Annotated in this window: 13 protein-coding genes; 12 read left to right on the top strand and 1 reads right to left on the bottom strand. The window is 36.1% G+C overall.

All coding sequences use genetic code 11. The features are described 5' to 3' along the window. Positions 1 to 80: 80 nt before the first annotated feature. The 4 genes from Q3Y49_RS14355 (at position 81) to Q3Y49_RS14370 (ending at position 3,249) form a co-directional block, all read left to right on the top strand. Positions 81 to 944: a sigma-70 family RNA polymerase sigma factor gene (locus Q3Y49_RS14355; protein ID WP_013452378.1), complete on the top strand. Its 864-nt coding sequence runs from the start codon at positions 81 to 83 to the stop codon at positions 942 to 944. A gap of 121 nt (positions 945 to 1,065) precedes the next feature. Then, positions 1,066 to 2,034 carry a thioredoxin-disulfide reductase gene (trxB, locus tag Q3Y49_RS14360; protein WP_303269086.1) on the top strand — a complete coding sequence of 323 codons (969 nt, stop codon included), beginning with the start codon at positions 1,066 to 1,068 and terminating at the stop codon, positions 2,032 to 2,034. 95 nt (positions 2,035 to 2,129) lie between these two features. Then, positions 2,130 to 2,849, top strand: a complete 720-nt coding sequence (bshB1, locus tag Q3Y49_RS14365) for a bacillithiol biosynthesis deacetylase BshB1 (protein WP_303272113.1) — start codon at positions 2,130 to 2,132, stop codon at positions 2,847 to 2,849. Between the two features lie 145 nt (positions 2,850 to 2,994). Further along, positions 2,995 to 3,249, top strand: coding sequence for a hypothetical protein (locus Q3Y49_RS14370; protein ID WP_303269087.1), 255 nt, complete (start codon positions 2,995 to 2,997; stop codon positions 3,247 to 3,249). A 431-nt stretch (positions 3,250 to 3,680) separates the two neighbouring features. Here Q3Y49_RS14370 and Q3Y49_RS14375 read toward each other — a convergent pair whose 3' ends face one another. Continuing rightward, entirely contained in the window at positions 3,681 to 5,720 is a 2,040-nt protein-coding gene (locus Q3Y49_RS14375) for a glutamine--tRNA ligase/YqeY domain fusion protein (protein ID WP_303269088.1), read from the bottom strand. 371 nt (positions 5,721 to 6,091) lie between these two features. On the opposite strand from Q3Y49_RS14375, the gene Q3Y49_RS14380 reads away from it, so the two are divergent. The 8 genes from Q3Y49_RS14380 to Q3Y49_RS14415 all read left to right on the top strand — a co-directional run bounded on the left by Q3Y49_RS14380 (position 6,092) and on the right by Q3Y49_RS14415 (position 21,283). After that, positions 6,092 to 9,901, top strand: coding sequence for an HYR domain-containing protein (locus Q3Y49_RS14380; RefSeq protein WP_303269089.1), 3,810 nt, complete (start codon positions 6,092 to 6,094; stop codon positions 9,899 to 9,901). 71 nt (positions 9,902 to 9,972) lie between these two features. Beyond that, complete coding sequence (locus Q3Y49_RS14385; RefSeq protein WP_303269090.1) at positions 9,973 to 10,890, top strand: PorP/SprF family type IX secretion system membrane protein; 918 nt, start codon at positions 9,973 to 9,975, stop codon at positions 10,888 to 10,890. 29 nt (positions 10,891 to 10,919) lie between these two features. Then, on the top strand, positions 10,920 to 12,545 hold the full coding sequence (locus Q3Y49_RS14390; RefSeq protein ID WP_303269091.1) for a tetratricopeptide repeat protein: 1,626 nt from the start codon (positions 10,920 to 10,922) through the stop codon (positions 12,543 to 12,545). Beyond that, entirely contained in the window at positions 12,538 to 14,622 is a 2,085-nt protein-coding gene (locus tag Q3Y49_RS14395; RefSeq protein ID WP_303269092.1) for a sensor histidine kinase, read from the top strand. Before Q3Y49_RS14390 ends, Q3Y49_RS14395 begins: the two co-directional genes overlap by 8 nt. 150 nt (positions 14,623 to 14,772) lie before the next feature. Next, the gene (locus tag Q3Y49_RS14400; RefSeq protein ID WP_303269093.1) at positions 14,773 to 15,024 is read left to right on the top strand and encodes a hypothetical protein; all 252 of its coding nucleotides are present in this window, start codon (positions 14,773 to 14,775) and stop codon (positions 15,022 to 15,024) included. Positions 15,025 to 15,030: 6 nt separating this feature from the next. After that, positions 15,031 to 16,263 (top strand): NAD(P)/FAD-dependent oxidoreductase, encoded by a 1,233-nt coding sequence (locus tag Q3Y49_RS14405; protein WP_303269094.1) that lies wholly within the window; start codon positions 15,031 to 15,033, stop codon positions 16,261 to 16,263. Positions 16,264 to 16,503: 240 nt separating this feature from the next. Further along, positions 16,504 to 18,087, top strand: a complete 1,584-nt coding sequence (gene susR, locus Q3Y49_RS14410; RefSeq protein WP_303269095.1) for a SusR family glycan utilization regulator — start codon at positions 16,504 to 16,506, stop codon at positions 18,085 to 18,087. 217 nt (positions 18,088 to 18,304) lie between these two features. After that, complete coding sequence (locus tag Q3Y49_RS14415) at positions 18,305 to 21,283, top strand: SusC/RagA family TonB-linked outer membrane protein (protein WP_303269096.1); 2,979 nt, start codon at positions 18,305 to 18,307, stop codon at positions 21,281 to 21,283. The last annotated feature ends 10 nt before the right edge of the window (positions 21,284 to 21,293 follow it).

Genomic DNA, 21,293 nt, shown 5'->3' on the forward strand with positions numbered 1-21,293 from the left:
CATTTTTGATATAAGGAAGGAACTGTTTGGTTCCTTCTCTATGTTAAGAGTTCGTTAAAATTTAAACTTAAAAATAATTAATGAGACAGCTCAAGATTAGCAAGCAAATCACCAATCGGGAGAGTCAATCCCTCGATAAATACTTACAAGAAATAGGGAAAGTAGATTTGTTGACTCCTGACGAGGAAGTAGATTTAGCCGTTAGGATTAAACAAGGTGATCAACTTGCACTTGAAAAATTGACAAAAGCCAATTTGCGTTTCGTAGTGTCTGTGGCCAAACAATATCAGAATCAAGGTTTATCCTTAGGAGACTTGATTAATGAAGGAAACTTAGGTTTGATCAAAGCAGCACAAAGATTTGACGAAACACGTGGTTTTAAATTCATTTCTTATGCAGTATGGTGGATCAGACAATCCATATTGCAAGCATTGGCGGAGCAATCGCGTATTGTTCGTCTTCCATTGAACAGAGTAGGATCTTTGAATAAGATATCTAAAACCTTCTCTACTTTGGAGCAAAAGTTTGAAAGAGAGCCATCACCAGATGAGCTAGCAGAAGTTTTAGAGGTTACTTCAAACGAAGTAGTTGATACAATGAAAATTTCTGGCCGTCACGTATCAATGGATGCGCCATTCGTACAAGGTGAAGAAAATAGCCTTTTAGACGTATTGGAAAACGATGGTGAAGAATCTCCTGATGATGAATTAATGAATGATTCGTTAAGAAGAGAGGTACAAAGAGCTTTATCTACTTTAACTCAAAGGGAAGCTGATGTAATCACGCTGTACTTTGGATTGAATGGTGAGCATTCGATGACTCTTGAAGAAATAGGGGAGAAATTCAACTTAACGAGAGAAAGAGTAAGACAAATCAAAGAGAAAGCCATCAGAAGGCTTAGACATACTTCCAGAAGTAAAGCTCTGAAGCCTTACTTAGGATAAGATTTTCGTAACAAATGATACATAAAAAGGTCTTGAATAAGACCTTTTTTTATTTAATTAATTAAATTCACATCTGTTTTAGCAGAAGACCGTAACAGTATTTAAGAAATTATTGAGCGTTATGACAGAAGAAAAAGTAAATGTATTAATAATAGGTTCAGGACCTGCTGGATATACTGCCGCAATTTATGCAGCTAGAGCTGGTCTCAACCCAGTGATGTACCAAGGTGGGCAACCTGGTGGTCAATTAACTATCACCAATGACGTGGAAAATTATCCTGGATATCCAGATGGAATTAATGGTCCGCAGATGATGGTGGACTTCCAAAAGCAGGCCGAACGATTCGGAACGGATGTTCGATTTGGTATGGTAACAAAAGTAGATTTTAGCGGATATCCTCATAAAGCTATTGTGGATGATAAACATGAAATCACAGCCAATGCGGTTATAATCTCTACCGGTGCTTCTGCGAAGTGGTTAGGTTTGGAGTCAGAGCAAAGACTGAATGGGATGGGCGTTTCTGCCTGCGCTGTTTGTGATGGTTTCTTTTACAAAGGACAAGATGTAGTTGTTGTTGGCGCTGGAGATACAGCCGCTGAAGAAGCTACGTACTTATCAAATATTTGTAATAAAGTAACCATCTTGGTTAGAAGGGATGAAATGAGAGCTTCGCAAATCATGCAGAGGCGTGTAATGAAAGCTAAAAATATTGAAGTGCTTTGGAATACAGAGACTGAAGAAGTTTTAGGAAAGGATGAAGTAGAAGGAGTGAGAGTAGTAAATAATATTACTGGAGAGAAAACTGAGATTAAAGCAACAGGCTTCTTCGTAGCTATTGGACATAAACCCAATACGGAAATATTTAAAGAGTATCTTGATCTGAATGAGGCTGGTTATATTGAGACTAAATCAGGAAGCACGAAAACAAAAGTAGAAGGAGTTTTTGCTTCAGGGGATGCTCAAGATTTTGTATACAGACAAGCTGTAACAGCTGCAGGAACTGGTTGCATGGCCGCTTTGGATGCCGAAAGGTTCTTGGCAGAGAAAGAAGATGAATTAGAAGAGCAAGAAGTAGCTGAAAAAGCTTAAAGTATTGAAGGAGGGTTTGCCCTCCTTTTTATATGAATTTTTAAATGTAAGTACACTAATTGTATTTGTAAGTTTATTATTGCGACTAAATTATGATCAAATTAAACATATTAGCTTTTGCAGCTCATCCAGATGATATCGAATTAGCTTGTGCGGGAACGATTGCCAAACATACGTCCATGGGCGAAAATGTTGGTGTGATTGACCTCACAGAAGGTGAAATGGGGACTAGAGGAACTCCTCAGCAAAGATTGAAAGAGGCTGCGAAAAGTGCAGAAATTTTAGGACTGAAGCTTCGTGAAAATTTAGGTTTTAAAGATGCTTTCTTCAAAAATGATTTAAAACATCAGACTGAAATTGTAAAAAAAATAAGGCAATATCAGCCTGATATTGTTTTAGCAAATGCTATATCAGATCGTCATCCAGATCATGGAAGAGCATCTGAACTAATTTCTGAATCGGTTTTTTTAGCAGGGTTGCAAAAATTTGAAACCTCTGATGAAAATGGAGTTCCTCAAAAAGCATACAGACCAAGTAAAGTTTACCATTATATTCAAAGCCTACCCATTACGCCTGATTTTGTGGTAGATGTTAGCAGTCATTGGGAGAAAAAAATGAATGCCATCAAAGCATTCGATTCTCAATTTTACAAAGCAGATTCCCAGGAACCAGAAACCTATATTTCTAATCCAAGATTTTTGAAAATGATTGAAGCTAGGGCAATGGATTTCGGGCAAATCATTGGCGTTGATTATGCTGAAGCATTTACCGTGGAGAGATATTTGGGTGTGAAAGATTTGAATGGCCTTATTTAATTAGGGAAGAATTTTCACTCTTTGGACTTTCCGGTCTGACTATCGTCTGACATACGTAGTAGTCTAAGTGGTCAGACCTGCTCTTTGATTCTATTCCGGAAAACAACCTAATCTTTTTTCGTGTTACTAAAGAAAACTTAAGGTTATGAAATTAGAAGAAGTTGAAGATATCATTAAAAACATTCCGATCGGGGCTAAAATTCAAATAATTCAGAAATCCGGTACTATTATGGACGTCCGTTTATCTAGTAATAAGGTAAATGAAACGTCAGAGAAGCATTACGAAAATATTACGGTACCAAAATTACCTCCTGCTTTATTGGTCAATGGGCACATCCGACAAGGAAATTATAGAGTGGATATTGAGGATATAGTCAAAATTGCTTGGGTTGAGGAATAGAGCAAATCTGTTACAGGCTGTTGATTTATAGAAAACTTTGGTATGACCATAGTCTGACCTAAGTCATACCTTAGGTCAGATTGGTTTGCTTCATTGTGTCCTTCGTAAAATCCTAGTGCATCTTCGTAGTTAACCCCTTGCTGGTGCGAGCGCAGTGCCGGTAAGTTAAGCTTTTTTAGAAAGTCAAATTCCATAAAAATTCCAAAAGAAAATGACTTTTACTTTGCTGGATTCATAAACGTTTATCGTTGTGTCTCCACAACCATATAATTCAACGCTTCTGGTTGTGTCTCCACAACCCTATAAAGTAGTAGGTACTTATGTATCTATGAGCATATTTCGAAGCATTTGTGAAGACACAAATGCGGGCGACAAAGGATAGAGAAATTACTAACTTAACGACATTGGGTGCGAGCGTTTGGCTCATGGCCTTACTGCCTTTGGCCGTCAACTGCCTTAGCCTCTTCTACCAATAATTCATGGTCATCTTCCAATCCTGCTTGAATAAAAGCTTCTATAGCTTCGTTTCTTGCTAAGCCATTTTCTAACAAAACTCCTAAGGCAATTGTAACTCCAATTCTAGTTCCAACCTTCTTTTTAGCAGTACCAAATAGTGGTTCCAATTCATCATAAGTTACATCTTTTGCTAATTTAGCGATGTTGGCTCTAGCAGTTTCTAATTTAGTCCCAGAAAGATTTGTGTATTTCTTACTAATCTTTTGAATTTCATTGATAGGGCTTCGACCTTGTCCTTGAGCTGCTTTCTGTTCAATTGCTTGAGGCTGCTCTTTGGTTTGTGCTTTTGCCCAGGAATCTTTCAAACCTACCGTTTTATTGAAAATTAAATGCTGAGCTGTGGCATCTTGATCTAATGTGAAATAGCCAACTCTTTGAAATTGAAATTTATCCTCTAATTTGGCATTTTGTAAAAAGGGTTCTAAGAAAGCCTCCTTGGTAATCTTCAAAGACTCAGGATTGATATATTCCATAAAGCTTTTATCTCCATGGCTATCCGGAGCCTCATCCAAAAACAAACGATCATATTCTCGTATTTCTGCTTTAATTGCATGTTGCATTGATACCCAGTGCAAAGTTCCTTTCACCTTTCGCTTGCTGGCTTCAGTTCCACTTCCAGAACGGGACTCTAGATCTGCAGTGCAATGAATCTCAGTGATTTTGCCTTGGGCATCTTTCACCACTGATTCCCCTTTTATGATATAAGCATTTTTCAATCGAACTTCTTTGCCAATTGTCAATCTGAAGTACTTATTTCCTGCCTCTTCTTTAAAATCCTCTTTTTCAATGTATAGCCCTCTCGAGAATGGCACTTGATGACTACCGGAATTTTCCATTTCCGGATTATTCTCAGCCTCAAGCCTTTCTGTTTTACCTTCCGGATAATTAGTTATGATCAATTTGATGGGATCAATTACTGCCATCGCTCGAGTAGCTCTTTTATTCAAATCTTCCCTAATAGCATATTCCAATAATGAAACATCTGTTACACTATCTCTTTTAGAAATACCCGATAATTCACTGAATTTCCGGATTGACTCAGGCGTATAACCTCTTCTCCTCAATCCCGAAATAGTTGGCATCCTTGGATCATCCCATCCTGCTACAGTCTTGCTTTGCACCAATTCCAATAATTTTCGCTTACTCATAACGGTATAGCTCAAATTCCGTCTGGCAAATTCTCGCTGCTTTGGTCTTACTTTATTTTCATCATAAATCTGATCCAGGAACCAATCATATAATTCCCTATGAGATTTGAATTCTAAGGTGCATAAGGAATGACTGATCTGTTCAATATAATCAGATTGTCCATGTGCCCAATCATACATGGGGTAAATGCACCAATCATTTCCAGTCCTATGGTGTGCTTTGTTTAGAATTCGGTACATCAGCGGATCACGCATCAACATATTGGAAGATGCCATATCAATTTTAGCTCTTAAAACATAAGACCCAGCAGGATAATCCCCATTCTTCATTTTTTCAAATAGCTCAAGGTTCTCTGCAATAGGCCTATCTCTATGAGGACTTGGTTTCCCTGGCGAAGTGGGAGTTCCTTTTTGTTCAGCTATTAATTCAGGGGACTGCCCATCTACATAGGCTTTTCCTTTTTTAATGAGCTCCACTGCCCAATCAAATAGCTGTTGGAAATAGTCAGAAGTATAACATTCCTGAGCCCATTTAAAGCCTAACCACTCAATATTATGTTTGATGGAATCCACAAATTCTTGTTCTTCTTTGATTGGGTTTGTATCATCAAAGCGCAGATTTACAGGGGATTGATGATCTTCACCTAATCCAAAGTTTAGGCAGATCGAAGCAGCATGGCCAATATGCAAATATCCGTTGGGCTCTGGTGGAAACCTGAATCGCAAGCTGTTTTTTGGCAAGCCTGATTTTAGGTCTTCTTCTATAATATGTTCTAAGAAATTGAGTGATTCTGATGCTTCTTTCATTATGAATTTAATTGTGTTGCAAAATTAGCTGAAAAGCATTCAATTGCAAGAGCGGAAATAGGGTATTTGTTTCGATTGTTGCAAGAGTCCTGGTTTAAGATGTAGGAAGATGACTAGATCCGAAAACTGATAATTTGGATAAGATTAAAGTTTGTAAAAGCTTCTATTAATGAATCATCATAAAAACTTACGATTTTTGATCCAAATCACTTTAATAAACCGACTCCTTAGGCAAAAACTATGAAATAACGGTTTTTATTTATTATTATTTAGCTATAATTAAAATAGAATTAGCTTTTTTATTCATTTCCTTTTCCATAAATTACTATTTATAATAATTTTAATTTTAATAGTCTGTAATTTGTCGCAAGGTGTACGGAAAGATAATTATTCTAATATTTTACTTCATTTCTTTTAGTTCTTTTCATGGCAGCGCTGTTGAAACTGAAGAATTTTTGGCGGGTAAGTATTTAGACAATGTTAATGGACTAAACTATAATTTGACCAAGCCATTAGCATTGTCAAACTGTCCGGGTAATTTAACTAAATCAATTAGTGCAGGATGTGAAGTTTCAGTTACATGGCCAGAACCTACTACAGACAATATTTTACTGAGATATGTTCAATCAACGCATAATTCAGGCGATATCTTTCCTGTTGGAAAAACTACAGTGACCTATGTTGAAAGAAATTTACTAAGTGGGGATACAACTGATATTTGCTCATTCATTGTTGAAGTAACTCTTGATCCCAGCTATGCAATTAGTAACTGTCCTTCAAATGTAGTAATTGATTTAAATACAAGCTGTGACCGTAGAGTGTTGTGGTTTGAACCAGAAGTTGCATGTGGTATAAGTTTAGCAAGTAATAAATCTCCTGGAGACGAATTTCCTATAGGAACGACAACGGTTACTTATTCGGCATTTGAGGGAAACCGAATTTATGGAACATGTAGTTTTACTGTAACTTTGAATGATAATACGCCTCCAGTATTCGACACTTGTCCGAATAATATCACCTTAGATGCAAATGAAAATTGCGAGGCCGTTGGTACTTGGACTCTTCCTGAGGCCAGTGATAATTGTGGTTTTGCTCCTGCGTTAACAAGTAATTTTGCAAATGGAAGTACTTTTCCAATTGGTACTACTACCGTAACCTATACGGCTACAGATGAGGGAGGTAATACAGCGACTTGTTCATTCGATGTAATCGTATCCGATAATACTGGGCCTGAATTCCTTAATATCCCTTCAGAGCTTAGAATTGACGCTGATGAAAACTGCGAAGCAACTGCAACTTGGGATGAAATTTTAGCTGATGACAATTGTAGTAGCAATGTCGTCATCAATAGCAATTTTAATTCTGGTGATGAATTTCCTTTAGGGGAAACTATTGTAGAGTATTCTGCTACCGATGAAGCGGATAATGAAACGATTTCCAGTTTTTCGGTAATTGTAGAAGATAATACAGACCCAAGCACCTCAAACTGTCCCACAAATATTATTGTTTTTGCCAATAGCAACTGTGAGGCTACCGCTACATGGATCGTACCTAATTTTACCGATAATTGTGATAGCAGCCCTCAAGTGGCTTCGTCTCATAACCCGGGAGATGTGTTTCCAATTGGTGATACCGAAGTAACTTATACTGCAACTGATGAGGCTGGTAACGAGGCTTTATGCAGATTCATAGTAACTGTTGACGACAATACACCACCCACCTTTACATCTGTACCTGATAATTTAGTCGTTTCTGCTCAATCTGATGCTTGTGAAGCCACTGTAAACTGGGATGGAATAATTGCAGAAGATAATTGTGATGCTGCTGTAGACATTGCCACTAACTTTAACTCAGGAGATGTCTTCACACTAGGAGAAACAACAGTTGAAATAACAGCCACAGATGATTCAGGAAATGAGTCTTCTTCCTCTTTTCTGGTAACAGTAGTAGATGACACCCCACCTCAAGTATTAAGTATCCCAAATGATATAACGGTATCAGCTTCAACTGCTTGTAATGCCGTTGTGAACTGGGTTATTCCAACATTTACAGATAATTGTGATGCTGATTTAGATATCACTTCTACACATAATTCGGGCGATGTCTTTCCATTAGGTGAGACTTTGGTTAGCTACACTGCAATCGATGATGCAGATAACGATACAGTCAGTAGCTTTAAGGTGATTGTCGTAGATGACTCATCTCCAATTTTTATCAGCTGCGTCTCCGATATTGTATTGACAGCAAATAACCAATGCCAGGCAACAGCTAGCTGGCAACTACCTGAAGTATCGGATAACTGCAGTAGTGAAATTACACTTGAAAGTGATTTTGATTCAGGAGATGTTTTTCCGCAAGGAACTACAATGGTCACTTATACTGCTACTGATGCAGCAGGAAACAGCAGTACTTGTAGTTTTGATGTAATTGTAAATGACAACACTCCACCCACTATTTTAAGTAACTTGAATGACTTAACGGTGTCTGCGGATGAAGGAACTTGTCAAACAACTGTTAGCTGGAATACCATTAGCGCTGAGGACAATTGTGATAATGAGGTGCAGATTACAAGTAGTTTTAATTCAGGTGATCTTTTCCAAATTGGAGAATCTATTGTAGAAGTTATCGCAAAGGATAATGCTGGTAATGAGACGTCTGCTTCATTTAAAGTTACAGTTGAAGATAACACTGCTCCTGAAGTTATTTTCTGTCCAGAGGACATAACTATTTCAGCTAAAGGGAATTGTGAGTCAATTGCCAGCTGGGAAATACCTGAATTTTCTGATAATTGTAATAGTGACTTAAGCGTAAGCTCTACTCATGATCCTAGGGATATCTTTCCGCTGGGGACTACATTGGTCACCTACACTGCTACGGACGCTGCAGGCAACCAGCAAAGCTGTAACTTTAATGTCATTGTGGAAGATGATAAACTTCCAGATTTTACCACTTGCATTGCGGATATTAGTCTGACTGCCAATGATCAGTGTGCAGCTATTGCTGAATGGTTAATACCCGAAGTGACAGACAATTGTGATAACAATGTCAATTTGGAAAGTGACTTTACATCTGGAGATAGTTTCCCAATAGGAATAACCACTGTCACTTATACTGCTACAGATGATGCAGGAAACTCAAATACTTGTAGTTTTGATGTAATTGTGGAAGACAAAAGTGCAGCTGTTCTAGTTTCTTGTCCGGATAAGCAAATTATCAGCGCTAATGAAAACTGTATTGGTATTGCAAACTGGGAAGAACCTGTTTTCGATGATTGCTCAAATTTAACAATCAGCAGTAATTATCAGAAAGGAGATGAACTTCCTCTAGGTGTTACTAATATTGAGTACACAGCAACAGATATAAATGGTAAAACTACGCTATGTAGCTTTGAAGTAGAAGTTATTGACCAAAGTCCACCAATTATAACCAATTGTCCTGACGATATAAGTATATCTGCATCAGACGATTGTGAGGCAATAGTGGATTGGGAGATACCGACAGCTTTGGATAATTGCACAGAAGTAAGTGCAAATTCAAACTTTGAACCTGGTACTGTTTTTCCTATAGGGATTACGACTGTTGAATATGAGTTTACCGATGAATACGGTAATCGTAGTTTATGTAGTTTTATGGTAACTGTAGAAGACCAATCTGAAATTATCATCAACAATTGTCCAGAAGACATCTTTGTCACAGCTGAAAACAGCAATGGGTCGGCAACTGTGAATTGGGAAGTGCCTAGGGCAAGCGCTGCATGCTCTGAACTAGTTGTTGATGCAAGCCACAATCCAGGTGAAGCATTTGAAGTGGGCACTACAGAAGTTACTTATACTTTTACCAAAGAGAATGGAGTAAGTGAAAATTGCACGTTTGATGTGACAGTTGAACCATTAATATTGGATATCCAAATCAGTAGATTAATAACTCCTAATGGAGATGGAAATAATGATAATTGGAGAATAGAGGGGTTAGAAAAATTTCCAAATAATCAGGTGATTGTGGTGGACAGATGGGGAACGGAAATTTATAAATCGAGTGGATACAACAACAATGAAGTAGTTTGGAAGGGAGAAAACAGGAGTGGAGAGATGGTACCCAGAGGTACTTATTATTATTTCGTTACGGTAAGAAACGAGCAAGATGTCATTCAGAGAAAAGGGTATCTGGAAGTCCTAAGATAATGGATTAAAGATGTTATATTATTGTTTAAATAAATTTATATAACATAATGTAAATCAGTAAATTATATATATTGAAGAAATTAAAATACCATATTAAGTTTCTATTTGTTTTGTTATTCATCAGTATTGGACTGCATGCACAACAAGGAGTACAATATACGCAATATATGTATGACGGATCACTTATTAATCCGGCCTATGCTGGAGCTGATGAAGCATTAAGTATCTCACTATTACATCGTGATCAATGGAGTGGTCTTGAGGGAGCTCCGCAGTCTCAGACTTTTTCAGCTCATTCTTTATTTAGAAAGCCACAGTTAGGAACGGGCTTATTTATTCATCGTGAAAGTATTGGAGTGCATCAAAATATACAGCTTGCCACCAATTTAGCATATCATTTACCAGTAGGCTATCAAAAAACACTCTCCTTTGGTATTAAAGCGGGAATGTTGAATGTTCGTTCGGATTATCAATCATTGCAAAACGGCAATCCTGACCCAAGCGTCAATGATGAGATTTTCTCAGGGACTGACTTTAATGCTGGTTTTGGTTTTTATTACCGCAGTGAAAAATTTGAAGCTGGATATTCGATTCCATCTATTATTAACAAAACGATTAACGTAAACGACTCCATAACACTAGATCCGATTAATCTTAATCATTTACTCTTTAGTCAATACCATATCGCCCTAGGAAGTAATTTTGTGTTAAGTCCGGGTTTTCTATTCAAGTATTTTCAAGGTATACCAATAAGTTATGATCTTAATGTTTTGACAACATACAGAGGAGTGCTTACGGCAGGAGTTTCGTACAGGAAGGAAGAATCTTTAGATTTTTTGATTAGATTTAACTTATCATCACAATTTCAAGTCGCTTATGCCTACGACTATCCCATAGGCAATGTAAGCAGGCTTGCGCAGGCATCTAATGAAATCATGCTGCGATATATTTTCAAATTTAACTACGATAATGTGAATTCGCCTCAATGAAATTGATTAATCAACTATTTTGCTGTAAGATGCACCATTTTATATCGATTTTAACTTTTTTGATAGTTGCTATGTTCTCAACCGATTTAGTGGCCAGACAATCAGTTTTTTCTGCTTTTAATCAATCCATTGCAGACGCTGACAAAGCTTTTATTGCAAAAAACTATAATCAGGCATTAAGTATTTACGAGCATATAGAAGGAAAGGAAGGGGCTCCGAGTAATATAGCTTTGAGATTAGCCAGAAGCTATTTTTTTACTTATCAATATGAAAGGGCAGTGGAATACTATCGGCATCATGAAAAGACCAATCTGGAATTCCCTACAAAAGACTATTTCTATTTTGCCGAGGCCTTATCTTCTATTGGGGACACTGTAGAGGCTTTAAAGTATTATCATGTTTGCATGGACAAAAACCCTGATGATGAACTATTTGTCCAAAAGATTTGGCGAATAAATAATCTCCGATACTTGTATGAGGATTCAGTAAAAAATATGGCTCATTATGCAAGTATGAATACAAATTACAGTGAACTACAAATGTTGCCTGCAGGAAACAAAGAAGTATACTTAATTTCAAATCATCCTGAGGTCGAGCTGATTCAAAAAATCGATACCAAAGAAAATGCACCCTTTTATAATTTGCGAAAGTGGTCGATCTATGAAGATCCTTTTTCCATAGTGGCACTAAACTATGAAAACCCAAGACCAGCCGGACAAAGTCTAAGAACTGCATTTCACATTTCGGCTATGAGTATTTTTAATAGGGGTCAGGACATGGTATATGCAGCTTCCGCTAATAAAAAGAATGAAGATGGTAATTATCCATTACAACTTTATTTCGCCCAATTGAAAAGAGGGAAATGGATCAAAAGTGCTGCATTTGAACATAATAATCCAAATACTGATTTAACTGAACCAGCCATCAGTGATGACGGTGCAACTCTTATTTTTAGTGCTAATTTTACTGATGCCTTAGGGGGAAAAGATCTATATAAATCTGTTAGAACTGAGGAAGGATGGAGCGAACCCGAGAATTTAGGCAATATAATCAATACCCAAACAGATGAAAGGTATCCATTTCTACATCGTTCAAACCTTTACTTTGCCTCCGATGGACATCCCGGACTGGGAGGTTTCGATTTGTATAAAGCCAAAATGATAGATGGAAGATTTCAGGACTTAGAGAACTTAGGTTATCCTATAAATTCCACTTATGATGAATTGTCCTTTAATATTGATAGTCTTGGCCAACAAGGGTTTTTGAGTTCTAATCGTAAAAATCAGGGATTTGATTTTGATATTTATGAATTTGCTATGGACTTACAAATCTATCCGCTTGAAGTGGAAGGTGTAGTGAAATTTATAGAACACAACTGGATGGATTCCTCGGAATTGAAAGTACTGGCTAATGTTCAGATGGAATTGATCGATAGAACAGGTAACGTGTTAAAATCCATAACCAAAACCGATGAATTTGGAAAGTTTAAATTAAAGGTTCCATATTTCAGTAAATATAAAATACGAATAAAAGGGGATGATCTTGATGGTTTTGTTAGTTTTGAAGTGCCGAAATTTGCAAAACAAGATTTAAGTTACGAAATAGTAGTAGTGAATGATGACTTTAAAAACAGTTTGAGGGAAGAAAATGAATAGATTGCAGTTTGAGATTATGTCAACTTTTACTCGCTATTTTGTTGTACTTACGTTACTTGTATTAACATGCTTTAATGCTTTCGTTCATAGAGCAGCTGCGCAGACCAATCAAGTAGTACAAGTAAAAGCCTTTTCTGAAAATCTCAGCCCTTATCCAGATTTAACCCTTTCAATCAATAAAGGTAATTATGTTGAATTAAATGATAAGGGGGTAGTTTTTGTTAATTTGGCTGCTTCCGATATTCCAATTCAGTCTATAAAATTAAAAGATGAGAGTCTAGAAGCCGCTTCTTGGAATTTAAGCAAAGGTATATTAGAAGTAATAATTCGTAAGAAAAGCTACATTGATAAAAAAATAACGGTAGTTAATAAAAATGGGGTGGGAATAGCGAATGTTCAAGTTGAATTTTCCGGTAATAAAAACATTTCCAAGCAGACAGACAGTGAAGGTATAATCAATATCCCCTTAGGTTTAAATGAAAGTATTCAAGGTATCGATCAGTTCAAAATACCAGGATATAAGATTACAGACTTGAAAATTCAAGCCAATACCTTGATTACAGTAGAAAGGATTGAGCCCAAAGAAAAAGAAATCATTTCTCAAACAATTACTGTACAATCGACCCAAAACGAGAAGAAAGATCAAACTGGTTTATTACTTCAGAAGTTGGATACAATTAATTCACTTAGAGCATTTTATGATATCCTAAATAAAGTAAACAAAGACGAGATAAGTGAGGAAGATCAATTTCAATTTGACCAAAAATTTGAAGAGCTGTTGAATAAATTGCAAAGCGAGAAGCTATCGGATTCTGATGAGCTGTTGGGACAAATCTCAGACAGCACCGTTGTGGAAAAAGATATTGATAAAATATTCCAGCAAGTTAAAAAGGATAACGCCAGTATGTCCAAAAAGCGTCTTGTTTTGGAAGAAAAGATTCAACTGGTAATAGATAAGCTTAATGTGGGTTTTGAACAAATGACTGAAGAATCGAAAGTCAGTTTATTAACCGAAATTGAAGAGCTTGAAGTTATTTTGGAAAACAACAAAAGTGAATTTAATGAAAGCTTGAATTCGTACTTAACAGTTATAAATGAACTGAAAAGGAGGTTTTTCGACCTTCAGGAATTAGAAAATAAACTCTCTGAGAGTGAACGAGAAAGGTTAAAAGAAAAAAGAATCTACCAACAGCGATTGATTTTGACCATTGCGATTGCCTTAGTATTCGCCCTATTAATTATTCTGCTATTCTACTTTCGTTCCAAATTGAAAAAGCAGCAAAAGGAATTGATCGAGGCTAATAAAGTGGTTAAACTAACCAATGAAAATTTAGAGAATATAGTGATGGAGCGTACTTATCTATTAAATAAGACATTCAATGAGCTTGATACGGTCTTGTACAAGGCTTCGCACGATTTAAGAGCTCCACTTAGTTCAATTGCTGGGATAAGTGACTTGATTAGCAGGGAGACCAAGAATAAAGAGTTGACAGGACTTTTGGTGAAGACTAATAAGCGTATGGATAAATTGCTAAAGAAATTAAGTACCATTAGTGAAATCCATCAGCCTGGTGATTTTGAGGAAATTGATGTTGCTGCCATCTGTGATGATTGTATTTCTTCTTTTAATTCCATTATTGTAGATAGAAAAATCGAATTTAAAGCAAATATAAAAGTAGAAAACAAGCTGCTTACTATTTCTAAATTAGTAGAGGTAATAATTTATCATTTGCTGGAAAACGCATTCTTCTTCTGTTGGATCAATAATATTAAAATAGGAAGTGTAGAATTGGACGTTGTTGAAAAGGATGACAAAATTGAAATTAGTATTACTGATAATGGAATTGGTATAGAAAAGAATATTCAGCATAAAATTTTTGAAATGTTCTACGTTGGAAGCGAGTTATCAAATGGTAATGGCTTGGGTCTTTATATAGTTCAAAAATCAGTTGACTTATTAAATGGTGTAATTACAGTTTCCTCAGAAGAAACTGGTAAAACTATATTTAGAGTAGAATTACCTATTGACGGGCAAGGAAGCAATACTTTAGAATTTTTAAGTAGTCTTAAAGCATAATGACCTTTGATCTTTTATCACTACTTAAGATATAGTAGCTGTTCACATCTGACCCTGAATAATACGTGTTTCTTAATAAATTCAATTATTCGATCTGATTAGTGAAGATATACTACTAATTTAGATTTTTAAATTGATGATTTTAACAATATGTTTGAAGGTTCTGATTTCCCGAAATCACTAGAAGAAGATTTGTTTGAAGCTTGGTTGGAGGCAGGTAGGGCCAGTAAAATTGGATACAAATATCTTCTGATTATCTGGGATAATTATGATGATGATTACCAACCGCTTTATGTAGAGGAAAGGGAAAGTATCAAAAAATATGAACGTTATGAGAGCTCAACGGGAAGAGAATCTTTAGTGGCTGCTTATGATTTGTATTCTGAAAGCAGAATTGGATAAAAAAGTATGCCTATTAAAAATCAATTCGATCTAATTATAGTAGGGGCAGGTCCAGCAGGTTTTGCTTGCGCCTATCAACTTCGGAGTCAAGATTTAAAGATTGCCATTATCGATCAGGCCAGTTTTCCAAGGGATAAAATCTGTGGTGATGCTCTTAGTGCAGATGTAGTCAACCAATTATATCGAATGGACCCACTACTAGGAGAAAAGTTTGAAGGCTTTGCCAAGAAAATTGATTCAAATGGCGTGAGATTTGTAGCCCCCAACCACTCCTTTTTGGATATTAATTATCAGAACCCCAATCATGGAAAAGCGGCAGGTTATATCAGCAAACGCATTGATTTCGACTATTTTTTATTTAAAGAGATACAGAATCAGGCTAATGTTGAAGTGTTTCTAGAGGAAAAAGTAATTCATATTGAAACAGAGTCCCTTCTAGTTAATTTGCAGACGAATAAAAGAGCTTTCTCAGCTCAAATGATTGTAGGAGCAGATGGGGCACATTCTATAGTCAATAAGAAATTGGGTAACATCAAGATAGAAAGAGATCATTATTGCGCGGGAATCAGACAATATTACGAAGGTGTTAGTGGATTTAATCGTGATCAGGCTATTGAATTACACTTTTACAAAGAATTATTACCCGGTTACTTTTGGATTTTCCCCTTGCCCAATGGACAGGCAAATGTAGGCCTTGGAATGCTTTCCAGTGAGGTAAGTAAAAGGAAACTCAATTTGAAAACAGAACTAGATGAACTTATTAAATCGAAACCAGATTTAAAGCAGCGTTTTCACAATGCTACTGCCCTTGAAAAAACACAAGGTTTTGGCTTGCCAATAGGTTCCAAGAAACGACCGATTTCAGGCGACCGTTTTTTATTATTGGGTGATGCCGCAAGCCTCATTGACCCCTTTACAGGAGAGGGGATCGGCAATGCACTACGTAGTGGAAGAATTGCTGCAGATCACATTGTCAAAGCATTTGAAGATCAGATTTTTAATGCAACATTTCACAAGCAGTATGATCAAATGATTTATTCTAAAATGTGGAATGAACTCCGCATTAGTAGACAAATCCAAAAGCTATTGCGTTATCCCAAGCTGTTTAATTTTGTGGTCAAAAAAGCTAATCATAATTCTTCAGTCAGAACCCTCTTAACTTCAATGTTGGACAATGTGGATTTGAAAAAGGAGTTGGTGAAGCCGAGGTTTTACTTTAGGATCTTATTTGGTGGCTAATTCAAGTTTGAAGATGAGATTCTATCACAATGTGAACAATGCTTTAAAACTTGCATCTAAGATTATCTAACAGTTTTTAATAAAATGATCTTCTAAAGAAAAATAGAATTTTTTTTAGGTTATAAATTTATCATATTTACAATCATGATACTGTTTAGTAAAGCTTTAAAATTATTGGTTTTGACGTTTGTATTTATGTTTTTCTACTCTCAATTAGCTCTGAGTCAAGTAGATTCATTAATGCAGATTTTAGAAACTGAGATGACAAAAAAGCAAATCTATGATGATGAAAAGATGCAACGGATTGAAGCTTACAAACAGCTAGCCTCGAAATCATCCGCTGATCCAAAACAAGTCTTCTTGTATTATTCAAATTTGATAGAAGAATTTGAGAAATTTAGTTTTGACTCAACCTTATTTTACATTGATAAGAATTTAAAAATAGCGAATACTTTAGATAATAATGTGTTATTAAGCGAATCTAAGCTTCACCTATCAGCTACACTTGCAAACGTTGGAAGAAGTAAAGAGGCAGAAGATGTATTAAAACAAATTGACACTAAACAGTTAAACAAAGAGCTATTTATCAAATATTGCAACACCGCCAGGAAATTATATGAAGATTTAAGCTTCTATGCCATTACTCAGGATGGAGCTGGAAAATATTCAGAGCTATATAATTTATACAAGGACACTTTATTAAACATAGTTGATTCAAATTCTTATATCCACCTATCCATTCTGGAAAAAGATTTAATGGATGATAGAGATTTGGAAGAGAGTTTGAAAGTCAATTCTCAAATGTTGAAAGGTATTGAACCTAATTCAAAACAGTTTTCTGTAGTGACCTTCTATCGGTCGCTCATTTATGATCTAATGGGAAATAAAGAAAAAGAGAAGGAATACCTCATGATCTCTGCTGTATCTGATATTAAGGCATCAATAAAGGATAATGCCTCACTCACTACTTTAGCTAAAGTACTTTATAATGAAGGTAAGATTGAAAAAGCCCATCAATATATCCAAAATGCTTATGATGATGCTATATTTTACAATTCTAGACTGAGATTTCTTGAAATTTCAAAGATCCTTTCCTTAATTACTGCCTCTTATCAAGAAATTTCAGATGCACAAAAAAGTACCCTTAAGGAATACTTAATCTGGATCAGTTCTCTTTCGTTTGTGCTTCTTATTACGGTCGCGCTGATAGTCAGACAAAATAAGAAGTTATCTGCTACCAGGAATGGGTTAAAAGATTCAAATCAGCAGTTAAATGAGGCTAATCAAGATCTACAGCTAGCAAAATCTAAATTAGAAAAGCTCTATACAGATTTATCGGAAGCTAATCATGTAAAAGAGCAATATATAGCTAGTTTCCTTAGCATACACTCCGATTACATTGATAAAATCGATAAATACCAGAATGTAGTTCGAAGATTGGTTTCTTCACGAAAATATGAGGAATTATATAAAAGAGTGACGTCTCAAGAAGTAATTGATGCAGAAGTAAAGGAGTTTTATGCGACATTTGATCAAGCTTTTTTAAGTATTTATCCTGATTTTATCTCAAAGTTTAATGAATTGCTGCTGGATGAAGAAAAAATTGATCTAAAAGAAAATGAAATTCTAAATACTGAATTAAGGATATTTGCATTGATTCGATTAGGGATCAAAGACAGCTCCAATATTGCTAGATTGCTGCGCTATTCTGTCAATACTATTTATAACTACCGAGTAAAAATTAAAAATAAGGCGAAGGTAGATAGAGAAGAATTTGAAAAATATATTCAAGACATTGACGCCTTCGAAAATGCTAACAAATAGTGCCTTAGTCCACTCAATCTAAGTCCACTTTTTTGATAGTGACTATATATTATAAAATACTGATTACCAATATTATAAGTATATATTCTTTTCTTGTTTTTCCACTTTTTGACTACTCATCCCTAAAATTCTCATCTTATTGATTGTTATTGCATCCAACATAATTTGTTGGTTTTTGGATGCGAGATATTGATGTCTCAATCACAAAAATCAAATCTTGGAAACGATAATAAATATTATGACTCGCAACATTTTTAGAAAATTTTGGACGCCTCTGGGCGTCACTTTGATCGTCCTCATTTTTAATCTATCAGATGTTTTAGGACAAAGTACCATTGCAGGTAAGGTAGTGGATGAAACTTCACAAGGATTGCCAGGAGTATCTATCCTAGTTAAAGGAGAAAATAGAAGGGCCGTGACAGATGTCGAGGGCGATTTTAAAATTTCCAATATTGCACCTGAAGATAAATTGATATTCAGTTATGTAGGAATGCTTACAAAAGAAATAACTGTCGGGCAACAGACTACTTTAAGAGTGCAACTCACACCTGATATTGGTTCATTAAGTGAAGTAGTAGTAGTGGGATATGGCACGCAAGAAAAGAAGGATGTGACTGGTGCTGTGTCATTAGTGGATGAGGAAGCAATGGATTTAAGACCTAATAATCAATTTGGAGGTTTAATTCAAGGTAAAGCAACAGGAGTTCAAGTTCTTTCAAATTCAGGCAAACCATCACAAGGTATAAATTTGAGAATTAGAGGAACAAATTCCATTAATGCAGGTAGTGAGCCACTATATGTGGTGGATGGAGTACCTACAACTGATACTAGGTCTATAAATCCAGCCGATATAGAAAGCATATCAATTCTAAAAGATGCATCATCTGCTGCAATTTATGGTTCTCAAGGTGCAAATGGTGTTGTGCTCATTACGACCAAGACAGGAAGCTCTGAGACCACACAAGTTTCTTTTGACTCCTATTTAGGCTTTTCAGAAGTTTGGAAAACCTTGCCTGTTCTGGATTCCAGAGACTATCGAATATTAATGACTGAATTAGGTCAAAATACTGATTGGAATTTATATGATGAAAATACTGATTGGCAAGATGAAGTATTTGAACGAGGTTCCACACAGAATTACCAGCTAAGCATATCGGGCAAAAATGACAAAACATCATACTATATTTCCGGTGGATGGGTTGAACAAAATGGTGCAGTAAGATCCTCTCGCATGGACAGAAGTAATTTTAAAGTGAATTTAGACCATGAAGCTTCGGATTGGTTGACCGTTGGAAGTAGAGTAGCTTACACCATATATTCAGATGTAGATGTGGCGGATAATCAAAGTGTTAATCAAGGCGGTGTATTGTTAGGCGCTCTCTCAACACCACCCAATATCGGGATATATAATCCAGACGGCACCTTTACTAGCAACCCTTTTCAAAACTGGGAAAATCCTATTGCCAGTACTGATGGAACCATAAGAGAATACAATAACAGGAGATTAATAGGAAATACTTATGCTGAGCTGTCATTTCTAGACAACTTCACCTTTAGGTCCAATATAGGAATTGATCATAGCAATGGGGTATTTGACTCCTTTTTAGATCCTTACTTAACAACTTTTGGTCGTGCGTTAAATGGGAGAGCCATCAATAACACCGATAAAAGCAGCTATTATATTTTTGATAATACATTAAGATACGAAAACGAAATACGAGAGAGTAAATTCAAAGCATTAATTGGAACGGTAACACAAAAATGGAGATGGGAAAACAGCGGTATTACTACTCAAAACTTTGCAGGAAATGGAATTATCACTCCGAATGCCGGTTCTGATATAATAAGCGCAACAGCATCTAAATCCGAAAAGGCCAATCAATCTTTTATCAGTCGTCTAAATTATGAATATAAAAGCTTGTATTTGCTAACAGTTAATTTCCGAGCAGATGGATCGAGTGTATTCGGACCCGAAAATAGATGGGGATATTTTCCTTCTTTCTCAACTGGCTGGAGAATTTCCGAGGAAGAGTTTTTCAGTGCACTCAACAAAATAAGTGAACTTAAATTGCGAGCAGGATGGGGAATCGTTGGAAATGATCAGATTGGCAATAATTATGCGTATTTGGGACTTGTGGCAGGTGGAGCTAATTATCCCATTGGAGGTGTACCGCAGCCAGGAACTTATCCGGCTTCTATTAGCAACAATAAATTGAAATGGGAGGAAAGTACCCAGTCAAATGTCGGTGTTGATCTTGGATTTTTAAACAATAGATTAGTATTCACTATGGATGCTTATTTGAAGCAAACAAACGATCTTTTGCTAAATGCTCCATTACCAAGAACCACTGGATTCGATAATGCCATTCAAAACATCGGCTCATTGGAAAATAGAGGTTTTGAATTTTCTGCAAATACTGTAAACCTTGACGGTGACCTAAACTGGACAACTAATTTCAACTTTTCAGTCAACCGAAATAAAGTAACAAATCTTGTAGGCCAAGAACTATTTGTAGGAGCTATTGCTGGAAGAGGCGAAGCGGGATTGGTAAGAGAAGGTCTTCCATTAGGGACACTTTATGGTTATCAGTACGGAGGTGTTGATCCTGAAACTGGGGATGCATTTTATATTGACCAGAATGGAGAAAGTACTTTTGATCCATCTCCAGAGGATAGGGTGATTATAGGAGATGCAAATCCTGATTTTATCTATGGATTAACTAATACGCTTCAGTACGGGAATTTCAGTTTAACCGTTTTCTTTCAAGGAAGTTATGGAGGCGATATTCTCAATGCTTCAAGAATTGACATAGAGGGTATGACTGATCCTAAGAATCAATCAGCAGCAGTTCTTGATCGTTGGCAGCAGCCAGGAGATATTACCAATATCCCGAGAGCATCGTGGGGAAATACTGACAATTCCAGAATTTCTACTCGATTTATTGAAGATGCTTCATATCTAAGGTTGAAAAATCTGACCATAGGGTATGAGCTTCCAAAGTCTTTAATCTCTAAAATAGGATTACAACAATTCAAAATATATGCAACAGGTGAAAATCTATTGACTTTCACTTCTTATTCCGGTTTTGATCCGGAGGTAAATGCTTTCGGTCCTAGCAATACAGTACAAGGGATTGATTACGGAACATACCCTCAAACAAGGAGCATCATCACTGGAATTAATATAACCTTTTAATAAAAAGTAA

The organism is Marivirga harenae (assembly GCF_030534335.1).
In the GTDB taxonomy this organism is placed as follows: Bacteria; Bacteroidota; Bacteroidia; order Cytophagales; family Cyclobacteriaceae; genus Marivirga; species Marivirga harenae.